This window comes from Bosea sp. NBC_00550 (assembly GCF_026020075.1).
Taxonomy (GTDB): domain Bacteria; phylum Pseudomonadota; class Alphaproteobacteria; order Rhizobiales; family Beijerinckiaceae; genus Allobosea.
The window spans coordinates 5,084,041-5,098,851 of record NZ_CP102772.1; the positions used below are offsets into that span (position 1 = coordinate 5,084,041).

Annotated in this window: 11 protein-coding genes and 1 pseudogene; 3 read left to right on the plus strand and 9 right to left on the minus strand. The window is 65.9% G+C overall.

Annotation, left to right across the window (positions count from 1 at the left end):
- Positions 1-17: 17 nt before the first annotated feature.
- Both NWE53_RS24125 and NWE53_RS24130 read left to right on the plus strand, forming a co-directional pair.
- Complete coding sequence (locus tag NWE53_RS24125; RefSeq protein WP_265055007.1) at positions 18-1,175, plus strand: acyl-CoA dehydrogenase family protein; 1,158 nt, start codon at positions 18-20, stop codon at positions 1,173-1,175.
- Positions 1,175-2,033, plus strand: a pseudogene (locus NWE53_RS24130) (HTD2 family dehydratase). The gene NWE53_RS24125 and the pseudogene NWE53_RS24130 overlap by 1 nt, the downstream one beginning before the upstream one ends.
- A gap of 229 nt (positions 2,034-2,262) precedes the next feature.
- On the opposite strand, the gene pepT reads toward NWE53_RS24130, so the two are convergent.
- The 9 genes from pepT to NWE53_RS24175 all read right to left on the minus strand — a co-directional run bounded on the left by pepT (position 2,263) and on the right by NWE53_RS24175 (position 13,572).
- A complete protein-coding gene (gene pepT / locus NWE53_RS24135; RefSeq protein WP_265051844.1) occupies positions 2,263-3,492 on the minus strand; it encodes a peptidase T in 1,230 nt (409 codons plus the stop codon).
- A gap of 106 nt (positions 3,493-3,598) precedes the next feature.
- Positions 3,599-4,576, minus strand: a complete 978-nt coding sequence (locus NWE53_RS24140) for a peptide ABC transporter ATP-binding protein (protein WP_265051845.1) — start codon at positions 4,574-4,576, stop codon at positions 3,599-3,601.
- Positions 4,573-5,595: an ABC transporter ATP-binding protein gene (locus NWE53_RS24145; protein ID WP_265051846.1), complete on the minus strand. Its 1,023-nt coding sequence runs from the start codon at positions 5,593-5,595 to the stop codon at positions 4,573-4,575. Before NWE53_RS24145 ends, NWE53_RS24140 begins: the two co-directional genes overlap by 4 nt.
- 4 nt (positions 5,596-5,599) lie before the next feature.
- Complete coding sequence (locus tag NWE53_RS24150; protein ID WP_265051847.1) at positions 5,600-6,511, minus strand: ABC transporter permease subunit; 912 nt, start codon at positions 6,509-6,511, stop codon at positions 5,600-5,602.
- A 40-nt stretch (positions 6,512-6,551) separates the two neighbouring features.
- Positions 6,552-7,562 carry an ABC transporter permease subunit gene (locus NWE53_RS24155; RefSeq protein ID WP_265051848.1) on the minus strand — a complete coding sequence of 337 codons (1,011 nt, stop codon included), beginning with the start codon at positions 7,560-7,562 and terminating at the stop codon, positions 6,552-6,554.
- A 286-nt stretch (positions 7,563-7,848) separates the two neighbouring features.
- Positions 7,849-9,465, minus strand: coding sequence for an ABC transporter substrate-binding protein (locus NWE53_RS24160; protein ID WP_265051849.1), 1,617 nt, complete (start codon positions 9,463-9,465; stop codon positions 7,849-7,851).
- Between the two features lie 145 nt (positions 9,466-9,610).
- Positions 9,611-11,203 carry an ABC transporter substrate-binding protein gene (locus NWE53_RS24165; RefSeq protein WP_265051850.1) on the minus strand — a complete coding sequence of 531 codons (1,593 nt, stop codon included), beginning with the start codon at positions 11,201-11,203 and terminating at the stop codon, positions 9,611-9,613.
- A gap of 244 nt (positions 11,204-11,447) precedes the next feature.
- Positions 11,448-12,113 (minus strand): GntR family transcriptional regulator, encoded by a 666-nt coding sequence (locus tag NWE53_RS24170; RefSeq protein WP_265051851.1) that lies wholly within the window; start codon positions 12,111-12,113, stop codon positions 11,448-11,450.
- A gap of 52 nt (positions 12,114-12,165) precedes the next feature.
- A complete protein-coding gene (locus NWE53_RS24175) occupies positions 12,166-13,572 on the minus strand; it encodes a flagellar biosynthesis protein FlgA (protein ID WP_265051852.1) in 1,407 nt (468 codons plus the stop codon).
- A 163-nt stretch (positions 13,573-13,735) separates the two neighbouring features.
- Between NWE53_RS24175 and NWE53_RS24180 the strand changes: the two genes are divergently transcribed.
- Positions 13,736-14,770, plus strand: coding sequence for a 4-hydroxythreonine-4-phosphate dehydrogenase PdxA (locus tag NWE53_RS24180; RefSeq protein WP_265051853.1), 1,035 nt, complete (start codon positions 13,736-13,738; stop codon positions 14,768-14,770).
- Positions 14,771-14,811 lie beyond the last annotated feature (41 nt).

Here is a 14,811-nt window from a genome sequence, read left to right on the forward strand (position 1 = left end):
ACAATCTCAAGGCCGCCATGGACCATGCCCCCGACCATTCCGACATCCGCGACGCCGTTGCGAAGCTCTGCGCGGATTTTCCCGGGGAGTACTGGCGCAAGCTCGACCGCGAGATGGCCTATCCGACCGCGTTCGTGGCCGCACTGACCGAAAGCGGCTTCCTCTCCGCCCTGATCCCGGAGGAATTTGGTGGCGCCGGCCTGCCGCTCTCGGCCGCCGCGGTGATCATGGAGGAGATCCAGCGACAGGGCTGCAACGGCGCTGCCTGCCATGCCCAGATGTATGTGATGGGCACCGTGCTGCGACATGGCACGGCCGACCAGAAGCAGCGCTACCTGCCCAGGATCGCCTCGGGCGAGCTCAGGCTGCAGGCCTTCGGCGTCACCGAGCCAACCAGCGGCACCGACACCACTGCGCTCAGGACCACGGCACGGCGCGAAGGTGATCATTACATCGTCAACGGCCAGAAGATCTGGACGAGCCGTGCGGCGCAGTCCGACCTGATGCTGCTGCTCGCCCGCACCACGCCGCGCGACCAGGTCGCCAAGCGCACCGACGGGTTGTCGGTCTTCATCCTCGACATGCGCGAGGCGTTGAAGGCCGGCCTCACCATCCGGCCGATCCGCACGATGATGAATCACGCCACCACCGAGGTCTTCTTCGACAATGTGAAGGTGCCGGCCGAGAACCTCGTCGGGGAGGAGGGCAAGGGCTTTCGCTACATCCTCTCCGGCATGAACGCGGAACGCATCCTGATCGCGGCCGAATGCGTAGGCGATGCGAAATGGTTCGTCGAAAAGGCCTCGAATTACGCGAGGGAACGCCATGTCTTCGGCAGGCTGATCGGCCAGAACCAGGGCATCCAGTTCCCGATCGCCAAGGCCTACGCCAACATGCGCGCCGCCGAACTGATGGTGCGCGAGGCGATCCGGCTCTACGAGGCCGGCGTCAATCCGGGCGCGGAGGCCAATATGGCCAAGATGCTGGCGGCCGATGCCTCCTTCGAGGCCGCCAATGCCTGCATCCAGACGCATGGCGGCTTCGGCTTCGCGGAGGAATACGACGTCGAGCGCAAATTCCGCGAGACGCGCCTCTATCAGGTCGCGCCGATCTCCACGAACCTGATCCTGTCCTATCTCGCCGAGCATGTGCTGGGCATGCCGAGGTCGTACTGATGATTGCTCCCGACGCACCCAATCTCGACATCGATCATCTGCGCGGCTGGATCGGCCGCGAGGATGTCGGCGTCGAGATCGTCAGCAAGGACCTTGCGCGAAAATACCACGCGACCTTCGATTATCCAGGTGAGGCCCCGAAAACCGGCGAGGTGGTTCCCAGGCTCATCCATTTCTGCCTGGCGCAACCGGCAGCCCCGACCAGCGGGCTCGGCCGATGGTCACCCCGCGCGCGGCGGCTTCCTGCCTCCCGTGCCCTTGCCGCGCCGGATGTGGGCCGGCGGTGCATTCTCCTTCCATGGCGATCTCAAGGTTGGCGATACCGCAAGGCGTGTCTCCCGCATCGCCGATATCGTGTTGAAGGAAGGGCGCACCGGGGGGCTCTGCTTCGTCACGGTCGAGCATCGTATCGAGGCGAACGGTACGCTCGTGCTCGAGGAGCGACAGGACATCGTCTATCGCGGCCTTGAGACCGGTACGGGTGCGGCGAAGACGCCTCCGCTGGCCGAGCAAGGCATGCACCAGCGCCCGATGAGGGCGGAGGCGCCGCTGCTGTTCCGCTATTCGGCGCTGACCTTCAACGGACACCGCATCCATTACGACCGCCGCTATGTGACGGAGGTCGAGGGCTACCCCGGTCTCATCGTCCATGGTCCCATGCAGGCGGCCCTGCTTTGCAACTACGCCACGGAACTGCGCGGTGCCCCGCCGAAGCGCTTCAGTTTCCGCGGGCTGTCGCCGCTTTTCGACGACGACGCTTTCGCGCTGCATGCCATCGAAGATGGTGACGGTTTGAGGCTCTGGACGGCCAAGCAGAGCGGCACGTTGTGCATGACGGCCGACGCTGCCTGGTCCTGACGAGTCGTTCGGCGCTCTCGTTTGCGAGCGGCCGCGGCAGGCTGCCAGATCAGGGACCGGCGAAACCGTCTACAGACGGCGATCACCGAGAGGATCGCGATCGAGCGATAGTCCTGCGCGATCTCGAGCCGGATGCGCGTGAAAAATTCGACGCGGCGATGAGAAGCTCACGCCTTATGGTCAAGCCGCGCCAATGTCGAACGACGAGATTCCAAAGACAGTTGGCGCCTTAGTTTCGTTCCGCCGCCAGCCGGACGATCATGCGCGCCGTCTCATAGGACTTCACGAAGGCCGGGACAGGCAGGAACTCGAAGCGCGAGTGGAAATTGCACCCGCCGGTGAAGAAATTCGGCGTCGGCAGGCCGCGTGCCGAGAGGGCAGCGCCATCCGTGCCGCCGCGCATCGGGATCAGCTTCGGCTCGATCTTCAGCGTATCGAGCGCCGCGAAGAGCAGGTCGACCGAGCGGCGGTCATCGCCCAGGCTGTCATGGATGTTGCCGTAGGTGTCGGTGACATCGGACGAGACCCGTCCCCTCGGATAGCGCTGCGCGATCAGTTTGGTGACCTCGCCGATGCGGCGCTTGCGCTGTTCGAACCGGGCCTTGTCGAATTCGCGGATCATTACCTTGAGCCTGGCTTCGCTCTGGCCGGCGGCGATCTCGGTGAACCAGAAATAGCCCTCGCGCCCTTCGGTATTCTCCGGCGTTTCCGCGCGGTCGAACTCGGCGATGAAATCCATCGCCATGAGCAACGGGTTGACCAGCACGCCTTTGGCCGACATCGGATGGGCGCTGATGCCGGTGAAGCTGATCTCGCCCTGTGCCGCGTTGAAATTCTCGATGACGACCTCGCCGAGTTCGCAGGCATCGATGGTGTAGGCGAAGTCGCAGGCGAAGCGGGCGAGATCGAGCGCCTTGGCCCCGCGCAGGCCGATCTCCTCGTCGGGCACGAAGGCGACGACGATGTCGCCATGGGCGTCCTCGGGCCTGAGCTCGGCGAGCAGCGTCATGATAGCGGCGATGGCGGCCTTGTTGTCGGCGCCGAGCACGCTGGTGCCGTCGCCGACGATGACGTCTTCGCCGACCCAGGGCTTGATCTGCGGGTTCTCCGCGACGCGCAGCCAGACGTCCTGCTCGCGATTAAGGCAGAGATCCCGCCCTTCGAAGCGCAGGATCTGTGGGCGGATCACCGGGGAGAGCCCGACATCGACCGTGTCGAGATGGGCGATGAAGCCGATGCGCGGCGCGCCCGAATGGGTGCCGGGCTTGCGGGCGGTGACGGTGGCGTGGTCGTCGATGACGATGTCGGCGAGGCCGAGGGCGCGCAACTCCTCGGCGAGAAGGGCGGCGAGGTTTTGCTGGCCGGGCGTCGAGGGCAGGCTGGTCGCCCGCGCGTCGCTTTGGCTCTCGACCGCGACGTAGCGCAGGAAGCGCTCCGTCAATTCAGACGCAATGGACATCTCGACCTCGCTTCGCATCTCCTGCCCTGCCAGCTTGCGGGGGCAGGGCACAGCGAGAGCTATCGCGCCGGCGAGCGCTTCGGCAAGGCCCGCCGAAGCAACGCGGTCACGCCGCCTTGGCTAGGAAGTCCTCGGCGTAGTGACAGGCGACCTGCCGGCCGTCGATCTCGCGCTTCTCTGGGCGCTCCGCCCGGCAGCGATCGGTCACATAGGGGCAGCGGGTCGAGAACACGCAGCCCGTCGGCGGATTGAGCGGGGAGGGCAGTTCGCCGCGCAACACGATGCGCTCTCGCTTGGCCCCGCCGACACGCGGCGTCGAGGCCAGCAACGCCTGCGTATAGGGGTGCAGCGGCCGGGCGTAGATGCGCTCCTTCGGGCCGTGCTCGATGGCATTGCCGAGATACATCACCATGACGTCATGGGCGATGTGGCGGACGACGCTGAGGTCGTGCGAGATGAAGAGATAGGCGAGCTTCAGCTCGTCCTGCAGATCGGCCAGCAGGTTCAGAACCTGCGCCTGGATCGAGATGTCGAGCGCCGAGACCGGCTCATCCGCCACCAGCAATTTGGGCGAGAGGATGAGAGCACGAGCGATCGCGATGCGCTGGCGCTGGCCGCCCGAGAACATGTGCGGATAGCGGGCATAGTGCTCCGGACGCAGGCCGACCTTGGCCATCATCGCGCGGGCCTTCTCGGTCCGCTCGGCCTTGGATAGGTCGGTGTTGATCTTGAGCGGCTCCTCAAGGATCGTGCCGATCTTCTTGCGCGGATTGAGCGAGCCGTAGGGGTTCTGGAAGACGAGCTGCACCGTGCGGCGCAGGCGCCTGCGCTCGCTCGCAGGCGGCGAGATGGCGTCGAGACCGTCGAGGGTCAGATGGCCCGAGGTCGGCGTCTCGATCAGCGTCGCCATCCGCGCCAGCGTCGATTTTCCGCAGCCGGACTCGCCGACGACGGCGAGGGTGCGCCCGGCCTCGACCGAGAAGGACACCTTGTTCACCGCCTGAAGCTGCGCCGGCGGGCGGAAGAACCCCTGCTTGACCGGATAGGTCTGTGTCAGCTCGCGGGCTTCGATGACGGTGCTCATCGCGTCGCCTCCGTCGTCAGGCCGGCTTCGTCGCGGGCGCGCTCGGCGTCGCGATTGGGATCGCCGAGCGGATAATGGCAGCGCACACGCCCGTCCGCCCAGTTCCTGAGCTGCGGCTGGACATTGCGCGAATGCTCGGTCGCATAGGCGCAGCGCGGGCTGAACAGGCAGCCTCTCGGCCGGTCGTTCAGGCCGGGCACCATGCCGGGGATGGTGGCGAGGCGGCTCGCATGCTCGCTGCGCTCCGGCAGGGCGGCGAGCAGCGCGGCGGAATAGGGGTGCTGCGGATCGGCGAACAGCGCGTCGACCTTGCGCTCCTCCATGATCTGCCCGGCATACATCACCATGATGCGCTGTGCCGTCTCGGCGACGACGCCCATATTGTGGGTGATGAGGACGAGCGCCATGCCGCGCTCGCGCTGCAGCGACATCAGCAGGTCGAGGATCTGAGCCTGGATGGTGACGTCGAGTGCGGTCGTCGGCTCGTCGGCGATCAGCAGGCGCGGATTGCAGGCGATCGCCATCGCGATCATCACGCGCTGGTTCATGCCGCCGGACATCTGATGCGGGAAGGCCGTGAGGCGGCTTTCCGGCGCGGGGATGCCGACCTGTTCGAGCAGCTCGATCGAACGGCGCTTAGCGGCCTTGCCGTCCATGCCTTCATGCTTCTTCAGCGTCTCTGCGAGCTGGAAGCCGATGGTGAAGCAGGGGTTCAGGCTGGTGCTCGGCTCCTGGAAGATCATCGCCACGTCCTTGCCGGTGAGCTGCCGGCGCTCGCGGGCGGACATGGTCAGGAGGTCGCGGCCGTCGAAGCGCAGCTTGTCGGCGCGGACGCGGCCGGGATAGCCGACGAGGCCCATCAGCGCGAGCATGGTGACTGATTTGCCGGAGCCGGATTCGCCGACGACGCCGAGCACCTCGCCCTCTTCGAGGGTGAGGTCGATGCGGTCGACGGCGCGCAGCGTTCCTTGGGAAGTCGGGAATTCGACGCTGAGGTTTTCGATTTCGAGAAGGGGCATGGGATCAGCGCTTCAGCTTGGGGTCGAGCGCATCGCGCAGGCCGTCACCCAGCAGGTTGAAGGCGAGCACGGTGATGAGGATGGCGAGGCCCGGGAACGTGACGACCCACCAGGCACGCAGCACGAACTCGCGCGCATCCGCGAGCATCGTGCCCCATTCTGGGGTGGGCGGCTGGGCGCCTAAGCCCAGGAAGCCCAGCGCGGCAGCGTCGAGGATCGCGGTGGAGACGCCAAGCGTCGCCTGCACGATCAGCGGTGCCGCGCAGTTCGGCAGGATCTCGGAGAACATCAGCCGGACCGTCTGCGCGCCGCTGACCTGGGCGGCGATGACATAATCCTTGCTGGCCTCGGTGATGACGGCGGCGCGGGTGATGCGGACGTAATGCGGCAGCACGACGATGGCGACCGCGAGCATCGCGTTCATCAGGCCGGGGCCGAGGATCGCGACGATGACGATCGCGAGCAGCAGGCTCGGCATCGTCATCAGGATGTCCATCAGCCGCATGATCGCGATATCGGCAAGGCCCTTGAAATAGCCCGCGATGAGGCCGAGGACGATGCCGACGATGATCGCGATCGCGACCACGAAGATGCCGATGACCAGCGAAAGCCGCGCGCCGTAGAGCAGGCGCGAGAGGATGTCGCGGCCAATCGCGTCCGTGCCGAGCGGGTAGGAGAGCGAGCCGCCTTCCTGCCAGAACGGCGGCTTCAGGAAGACGGCGTTGTTGGTCAGGTTCGGCTCATGCGGCGCGATCAGCGGCGCGAACAGCGCGCAGAACAGCACCACAACGATGACGACGAGCCCGGCCACCGCGCCGCGATTGGCGCTGAAATAGGTCCAGAATTCGCGCGCCGGATGGGGCGGGACACCGCTCGGTGCGGCGACGGCGGGGGCTTCGAGGGTCTCGGCGCTCATGGGCGAGGGCTCCGCTGGGAGCTGAAATGCGAAAGGCGGTTCATCGGGCGTGCCTGATGCGCGGGTTGATCAGGCCGTAGAGCAAGTCGACGAAGAGGTTGACGCTCATGACGACGATGCCGAGCAGCAGCGTGCCGCCCTGCAGGACGGGATAGTCGCGCCGGCTGATCGCCTCGATCAGCCATTTGCCGACGCCGGGCCAGGAGAAGATCGTCTCGGTCAGGATCGCGCCGGTGAAGAGCGTGCCGACCTGCAGGCCGATGACGGTGACGACCGGGATCAGCGCATTGCGCAGCGCGTGCAGCGCGACGACCCGGATCGGCGCCATGCCCTTGGCCCGCGCCGTGCGGATATAGTCCTCGCCGAGCACCTCCAGCATCGCCGAGCGCGTCATGCGGGCGATGACGGCGAGCGGCACCGTGCCGAGCACGATCGCCGGCAAGACGAGATGTGACAGCGCCGACCAGAAGGCGTCGATGTCACCGGCCAGCAGGCTGTCGATGGTGAGGAAGCCGGTGACCGGCTCGATGAAGTACTGCACCGCGATGCGGCCCGAGACCGGTGTGATGCCGAGCTGCACCGAGAACAGCAGGATCAGCAGCAGCCCCCACCAGAAGATCGGCATCGAATAGCCGGTCAGCGAAATGCCCATCACGCCATGGTCGAAGATCGAGTTCCGCTTCACCGCCGCGATGATGCCCGCCGGCAGGCCGATGAGGAGCGCGAGAATGATGGCGCAGAGCGCGAGCTCGATGGTGGCGGGGAAGAGCTGGCCGAACTCGGTCAGCACGTTCTCCCGCGTGACGATCGACTTGCCGAGATCGCCCTGGACGACGCGCTCGATATAGCGGCCGTACTGAACGAATAGCGGCCGGTCGAGACCGTACTCGGTGAGGAGCTGCGCATGGCGGGCAGCATCGATGCCGCGCTCGCCGGCCATAGTCTCGATCGGGTCGCCCGGCACGAGCCGCACCAGGAAGAAGGCCAGCAGCGTGATCCCGATGAAGGTCGGGATGACCAGGCTCAGCCGTGTGAAGATGAAGCGCAGCATGGTTCTGCCATTCTTGTCGGCCGGAGCGTGTCGTTCCACGCGGTGGCCTGTTTTGTCGTTTTATTGAATTTTGAATTCCGGCGCAGCGCAAACACCAGAATCCCGGAAAGATCAAGAACGCCGTGACGAAAACCGTGGATCGCGATGGTGCTGCGCGGGTGGAACTCGGATGCCCGACGAAAGACTTGCAAAACCTCGGGGGCACCAACGAAACAATGCGAATAAAGCCGGCGCCGACGAAGCAATGAATGCTCCATCGGCGCCGATGACTATCGGGGGCGAGCCGTCACTTGGTGATCGACACGCCGTAGAAGGGCTGGCCGCCGAAGAAGTGGATCTTGTAGTCCTTCACTTCCTTGCGCACCGGCGTGAAGGCCTGCGCATTGGCGAAGAGCAGGCCCGCAACATCTTCGTGGAAGAGTTCCTGAAAGCGCTTGTAGAGCTTCGTGCGCTCGCCCTGGTCGGTGATCGTGTTGGCCTTCGCCAGGGCATCCGAGGCTTCCTGGTTGCACCAGCGCGCCCGGTTGGCGCCGGTCTTCACGCCTTCGCAGGTCCAGCCCGAGAGCAGGATCTGGCTCGGATCGGGATAGTCCCAGGTGTAGCCGAACATGCCGACCTCGTGCTCGCCGGCGCGGCCGCGCTTGAGGTATTCGCCCCATTCGAAGGTCTGGATCGTAGCCTTGACGCCGATCTTGGCCCAGTCGGCCTGGATCAGCTCGGCGGCGCGCCGGCCGTTCGGCATATAGGCGCGCACGACGGGGATCGCCCAGAGCGTCGTCTCGAAGCCGTCCGCGAGGCCGGCCTCCTTGAGCAGCGCCTTGGCCTTCTCGGGATCATAGGCGCGCGGTTTCAGCTCGTCGTTGTGCGACCACAGCGAAGGTGGCACGGCTGCCGCCGTGGGCTTGCCGGTGCCCTGATAGACCGCGTCGATGATCGCCGGGATGTTGGTGGCATAGGCCAGCGCCTCGCGCACGCGCTTGTCGCCGAAGGGCTTCTTCTGCTGGTTGAAGGCGAGGAAGCTCTGATCGGCGATGCTGCCCTGCAGCAGGTTGATGCTGGCTTCCGTCTTCATCGCCGGCAGGTCGCCGGGATTGGGGTAGCGCGCGATCTGGCACTCGCCGGAGCGGACCTTGGCGAAGCGCACGGCGGCATCGGGCGTGATCACGAAGATCAGGTCGTTGACCAGCGCCATGCGGTCGCGGTTGCCGACAGCCGTGGTCCAGTGGTCCGGCACCGCCTTGAAGCGTATGACGGCGTCCTTCTGATAGGCGAGCAGCGAGAACGGGCCGGTGCCGATCGGGGCGAAATCGACCTGCTCGGGCGTGCCGGCCTTCAGCATCGCGGCCGCATATTCGGCTGAGAGGATCGACATCGGCTCGACCGAGAGCGCCGAAAGCAGCGGCGAGTTCGGCTTGTTCAGGGTGAGCTTCACCGTGTAGTCGTCGACCTTCTCGACCGACTTCAGGCTCGGCTTCACGATCTCGCTGAAGAACTGGTAATTGCCGCTGCCGACCTTGTTGTAGGGGTTGTTGGCGTCGAACATCCGCTCGAACGAGAAGACCACGTCGTCGGCGTTGAATTCGCGCGTCGGCGTGAAGGTCTTGCTGGCGTGCCACTTCACGCCCTTGCGCAGCTTGAAGGTGTAGGTCAGCGCATCGTCCGAGATCGTCCAGGACTCGGCGAGGCTCGGGATGATCTGCGAGCCGCCGCGCTCGGTCGCCGTCAGCCGCTCGTAGATCTGCGCCGCCACGTCATAGGCGGTATTCTGGCTGCTGAATTGCGGATTCAGGAAATCGGGGCTGGCTTCGGAGCAGACGACGAGCGCCTGGGCGCCCGCGACGGCGGGCAGAAAAAGGGCACTCAGCCCCAGCGTCAGAGCGAAGGAGCGGGCACGAACCGACATGGCGTTTCTCTCGGATAGGCGGGGAGACGGATCGGGCGCGGGGCGTCGTGCCCCATCGTCTCCACCTCCCGAAACGCGGCCCCGAGGGGCCGCGTCGTTTGGCATGCATCGGCCGCGCCAGGACGGGCGCGGCCGGCGCTTCGGCTCAGTTGCCGATGTCGACGCCGTAGAAGACGTGGCGGCTGAACGGCGAGAGCTTGAAGTCCTTCACTTCCTTGCGGACGGGCTTCAACTGCACCGCATGCGCGATGGTGAACCAGGGCGACTGCTCCTTGAAGATCACCTGAGCCTGCTGGTAGAGCTTCTCGCGCTCGGCCTGGTCGGTGACCGTCTTCGCCTTCGTCACCAGATCCTCGAAGGGCTTGTAGCAGAACTTGGCGACGTTCGAGCCGTTGGTCTTGGCCGAGTCGCAGCCGAGCAGCGTGTGCAGGAAGTTGTCCGGATCGCCGTTGTCGCCGGTCCAGCCGAGCATGCCCGTCTGGTGCTCGCCCGCCTGCATGCGCTTGCGGTACTCGCCCCACTCGAACGATTTGATCTCGGCCTTGACGCCGACCTTGGCGAGGTCCGCCTGCATCAGCTCGGCGATGCGCTTGGCGTTCGGGTTGTACGGGCGCTGCACCGGCATCGCCCACAGGTCGATCTCAAGCCCGTTCGGGTAGCCGGCCTCGGCCAGCTCCTTCCTGGCCGCCTCCGGATCGAAGGGGTCGTCCTTGATCGTCTCGTTATAGGACCACATCGAGGGCGGGATCGGGTTGGTCGCCGCGATGCCGCTGGAGAGGTAGACCGCGTCGATGATCGCCTTCTTGTTGATCGCCTTGTTGATGGCGCGGCGCACCTTGACGTCGTCGAAGGGCTTCTTGGTGGTGTTGTAGGCGAGATAGCCGATGTTCAGGCCCGGCTGCTCCAGGATCTGGACATTGGCGTCCTTCTTGATCGCGTCGAGGTCGGCCGGGTTCGGATAGGGCATGACATGGCATTCGCCCTTCTGGAGCTTGGCCCAGCGCACCGAGGCATCCGGCGTGATCGCGAAGATGAGGTCGTCGATCTTCGCCTTGCCGGCCCAGTATTCCGGGAAGGCCTTGTAGCGGATGATCGCGTCCTTCTGGTACTGCACCAGATAGAACGGGCCGGTGCCGACCGGGTCCTGGTCGAGCTTCTCGGGCGTGCCCGCCTTCAGCATCGCATCGGCGTATTCCTTCGACTGCACGCTGGCGTATTGCATGGCGAGGTCGGAGAGGAATGGCGCCTCCGGCTGGTTCAGCGTGATCTTCACGGTGTAGTCATCAACCTTCTCCACCGACTTCAGCAACTTGGGCATGCCCATGTCGTTGAAATAGGAGTGGTTCGAGCTAGTCACCTTGAAGAACGGGTGATCCTCCTTCCACTGCCGCTCGATCATGAACATCACGTCGTCGGCATTGAAGTCGCGTGTCGGCTTGAAGGCGCGGTTGGAGTGCCACTTCACGCCTTTGCGCAGGTGGAAGGTGTAGGTCAGGCCATCGGCCGAGATGTCCCACTTCTCCGCGAGGCCGGGCTGCACCTTGGTGCCGCCGCGCTCGAACTGGACGACGGTGTCGTAGATCTGGGTGTTCGCGTCGAAGGAGGTGCCGGTCGTGTTGACGCTCGGCGCGAAGTTCTCGGGGCTGCCCTCGGAGCAATAGACCAGCGTTTTCGCCATCAGGGGCTGCGCCGCCATCAGCGCGGAGGCCGACAGCGTCGCCAACAAAATCTTTTTCATGGATGTCTCCTTGAACGCCTCTCCGCCGCCTGCGGCGGAAGATGGCCCCGTTGCATCGGAAGCTTCATCGGCGGAATTCCCCGAGCCGCCTTGTCAACAGCTTATTGAAAGTCGAAGGAGGCGAATAGTCGTTTCCGCAGGCGTTCTGCGACCCGAGAATGGGAGGGTAAACGATTGCGCTGCGCGGTTTCCGTCGCCTCGCAAGGTCGCCTGCTCGGGCCGGAATGAGCGTCCGGCTTGGCTATCAAAGCACCTCGCGGACGCGCAGAAGCGTGGTGTCCATGTGCCGGCCGATCGCTTCCGACAGGGCGTCGGCGTCGCGCTTGAGCAGCGCCGCGATCATCTCCTCGTGCTCGGCTACTGCGCCCGCCCATTTCTCCGGCCCCTCATTGCCGACGAAGCGCAGCCGCTTGATGCGCGACTGCAGGGTAGTGTGCATCTCGGCGAGAACCGGATTGCCGGAAGCGGCGACGATGGCGCTGTGGATCGCCTGGTTCAGCTTGAAATAGTCGAGCCGGTCGCGCGTCGCGTAAAGCGCCAGCATGTCCCGGTGCAGCTTGTGGATCGCCTCGATGGTCGCGTCGCTGGCCTGCGCGCAGGCGATCCGTCCGCCGAGCTGTTCCAGGCTCTTGATGACGTCGAGGATGTCGGCGAGATCCCGCGCTGAGAACTTGCGCACGACCGCGCCCTTGGCGGGCAGGATCTCGACCAGACCCTCGCTGGCGAGCGTCTTGATCGCCTCGCGCAGTGGCGTCCGCGACACGCCGAGCTGCGCACCCACCAGCCCCTCGTTGATGCGCTGGCCGGGGATGAGCTGGCCCTCGATGATCATGTCGCGCACCCGCTCCAGAACCTCGTCATGGAGGGTCCGTCGCGTGATCCGGGGATAATCGGTGGCCGTCTCGCTCATCGCTGTTCCATCGTTTCCGGCGCCTCCGTTACGGCATGCGGCGTCTGTGCTGTCAAACGACGGCGGCCGCCTCGGTGGCAAACAGCGCGTCCTGCCGGTGGCGCATCGCCAGCAGCCCGGAATCGCCGGGTATCTCGACATCGCCGAGGCGGATCGCGTCGCCGGCCCTGACGTTTCGGACGAGGGTCCGGTTGGCGACGAGGTAGAATGGGGCAGGGCGTTCGGCAGCGAGCGGCACGGCCGGCCTGATCTCGGCCCCGACGCCGTCGATGCTGTGATGGTGCCCGCCCATTACGAGCGCGGTGCCGGCGGCGAGGTCGCGTTGCGCCACCGCGACGAGGTCCTGTCGTGGCCGATAATCCTCGCCATAGCCGGAGCGGCCGAGGCCGGCGGCATCGAGGATGGAAGTGGCGACTTCCACACCCAGAAGGTGGCGCGGCAGGTAGAGCGCGGCCGTTTTGCCGCTGCGGCTGACGACATGGCCCTTGCCGGCCAGCATCTCCCAGGTCTCGGCGTTGTCGCAGCGCACGACGATGAAGACGCCGCCGGCGAAGCTCGCTTCCTCGGGCAGGCGCAGATGGTGGAAGACGTCGATGCAGCGCGTGCCGCTCATCAGCCCGCCCTCGCTACGCTCGGCGAAGAGGTCGGCGATCTCCGGGATGCGGGCCGGCGGTGCGTGGAAGCCTGCCGCATCGGCCGAGAAGCCGAGCGCATTGGCGACGAGCGTCATCTCGCAGAGATCGGGCACGGCCCGAAGCGGAAAGGCCTCGCCCAGGATGCGCGCGCGCTCGGCCGCGTTGGCGACGATCGAGCGAGAACCGGGCAGCCAATGCTCGCGCAGCGCCGGCAGGGCGTGTGTCGCGCCGTTGCAGGTGACGTTGCCCGTGGCGGCGTCGAGCACGAAATCATATTCGCTCGACTTGCCGGCCGCGATAATCTCCAGGCCGAGCACCTCGGCCCAGCTCGCCAGCGCGATCAGCAGGCTCGGCTGGTCGCCGTCGACCGGCGTCACTACGACGCCCTTCTGTTGGGCGAGGCGCGCCAGCCCCGGTCCGACGACGCTGTCGGCCTCCTTCGAGACCAGCGCGACATGGCGGCCGGCCTCGAGGGCGGCGAGGCTGTATTGGGTCGCTCCTTCCGGGCTTCCGGTCGCCTCGACCAGCAGCTGGAACGGCAGGTCGATGACGATGTCGAGGCTGGCGGCGGCGACGCATTTGCCGCCGTCCCAGGCCGCGCGCGCCTGGGCTGCGGTCTCGCACAGGGCGATCTCCGATGGCGCAAAGCCGGCGGCGGCAAAGGCGCGCCCGGCGGCTTCAGCCGTCATGTCCACCGCGATGCGCGCATTGACCAGCCGCGTCCGCCGCGATTGCGCGAGATAACTGCGGCCGAAGCTGCCGCTGCCGACGAGGCAGGTTTCGACCGGCTCGGTGACCCCCGCGTAATGCGCGTGAAAATTCATCAGGCTTCTCCCCGCGCGGCCGATGACGGCGTGGCTCGTTCGGGCCCGCGCTTTCGGAAATGACTACAGCAATCTCGTTATGCTGCATACAGCATACTTGAGGCGATGGGGTGCTTGTGGTAGCGAAGAGGCAACAGGGATGAAAAGGCAGCGGAGTGCGGCCATGAATGAGCGGACGAATGACGCCTTGCCGGTGATCGCCGCGGCGATGGGTGATCCCTCCGGCATCAGCCCGGAATTGATGGCGCGCATCCTGGCGGAGCCCGATCTCCGGTCCGCGGCGCGCTATGTCGTGTTCGGCGACAAGCGTTTGCTCGATCTCGGCATCGAGGACAGCGGCGTCGATCCGCAGGTGCAGGTCGTGAAGGACGGCGAGGCGCTGCCGCTCGGCGACAGGCTCGTCTTCATCGACCTCGGCAACCATGATCCGGCCGATCTCCAGCGTGGCAAGGCGACGCTCGCGGGCGGCAAGGCCGCGACAGAGAATTTCCGCCGCGCGCTCCAGTTCGCCGCCTCCGGCAAGGCCGATGCGGTCTTCTTCACGCCCTTCAACAAGGCGGCGATGCGCTTCGCCTATCCCGGCTACGACGACGAGATCCGCTTCGTGCGCGATGCCATCGGCTTCGAGGGCCCCGCGAGCGAATTCAACGTCCTCGACAAGCTCTGGAACGCTCGCGTCACCTCCCACATCCCGCTGTCCGAGGTTGCCAGCAACATCACGCAGGAGCGCATCCTGCGCGCGCTGACGCTGGCTGACGCCAATCTGCGCGCTGCCGGCTTTAACCCGCCGCGCATCGCTGTCGCGGGCATCAACCCGCATGCCGGCGACGGCGGCAATTTCGGGCGTGACGAGATCGAGACGATCGAGCCGGCGGTGAAGGCCGCCAAGGCCAAGGGCTTCACTGTGGAGGGGCCGTTCCCCTCCGACACCGTCTTCCTGAGGGCGAAGAACGGCGATTTCGACGCCGTCCTGACGATGTATCACGACCAGGGCCAGATCGCGATGAAGCTGATCGGCTTCGACCGTGGCGTCACGCTGATCGGCGGCTTCCCCTTCCCGATCTGCACGCCCGCCCATGGCACGGCCTATGAGATCGCCGGCAAGGGCATCGCCAATCTCGGCGCCACTCGCGCCGCGCTGTCGCTGGCCATCAAGATGGCGCAGGACGGGAAGACGAAGGCCCGCGCCGCCGCCTGATCCGGTTTCGTTTTCAACAAGGCCGCCGGCAAGAGTGGCCC

Coding starts and splice junctions, on each gene's coding strand:
- NWE53_RS24125 (WP_265055007.1), top strand. CDS start 18: ATGGACCATGCCCCCGACCATTCCGACATCCGCGACGCCGTTGCGAAG.
- pepT (WP_265051844.1), bottom strand. CDS start 3,492: ATGTCCATTGCGTCTGAATTGACGGAGCGCTTCCTGCGCTACGTCGCG.
- NWE53_RS24140 (WP_265051845.1), bottom strand. CDS start 4,576: ATGAGCACCGTCATCGAAGCCCGCGAGCTGACACAGACCTATCCGGTC.
- NWE53_RS24145 (WP_265051846.1), bottom strand. CDS start 5,595: ATGCCCCTTCTCGAAATCGAAAACCTCAGCGTCGAATTCCCGACTTCC.
- NWE53_RS24150 (WP_265051847.1), bottom strand. CDS start 6,511: ATGAGCGCCGAGACCCTCGAAGCCCCCGCCGTCGCCGCACCGAGCGGT.
- NWE53_RS24155 (WP_265051848.1), bottom strand. CDS start 7,562: ATGCTGCGCTTCATCTTCACACGGCTGAGCCTGGTCATCCCGACCTTC.
- NWE53_RS24160 (WP_265051849.1), bottom strand. CDS start 9,465: ATGTCGGTTCGTGCCCGCTCCTTCGCTCTGACGCTGGGGCTGAGTGCC.
- NWE53_RS24165 (WP_265051850.1), bottom strand. CDS start 11,203: ATGAAAAAGATTTTGTTGGCGACGCTGTCGGCCTCCGCGCTGATGGCG.
- NWE53_RS24170 (WP_265051851.1), bottom strand. CDS start 12,113: ATGAGCGAGACGGCCACCGATTATCCCCGGATCACGCGACGGACCCTC.
- NWE53_RS24175 (WP_265051852.1), bottom strand. CDS start 13,572: ATGAATTTTCACGCGCATTACGCGGGGGTCACCGAGCCGGTCGAAACC.
- NWE53_RS24180 (WP_265051853.1), top strand. CDS start 13,736: ATGAATGAGCGGACGAATGACGCCTTGCCGGTGATCGCCGCGGCGATG.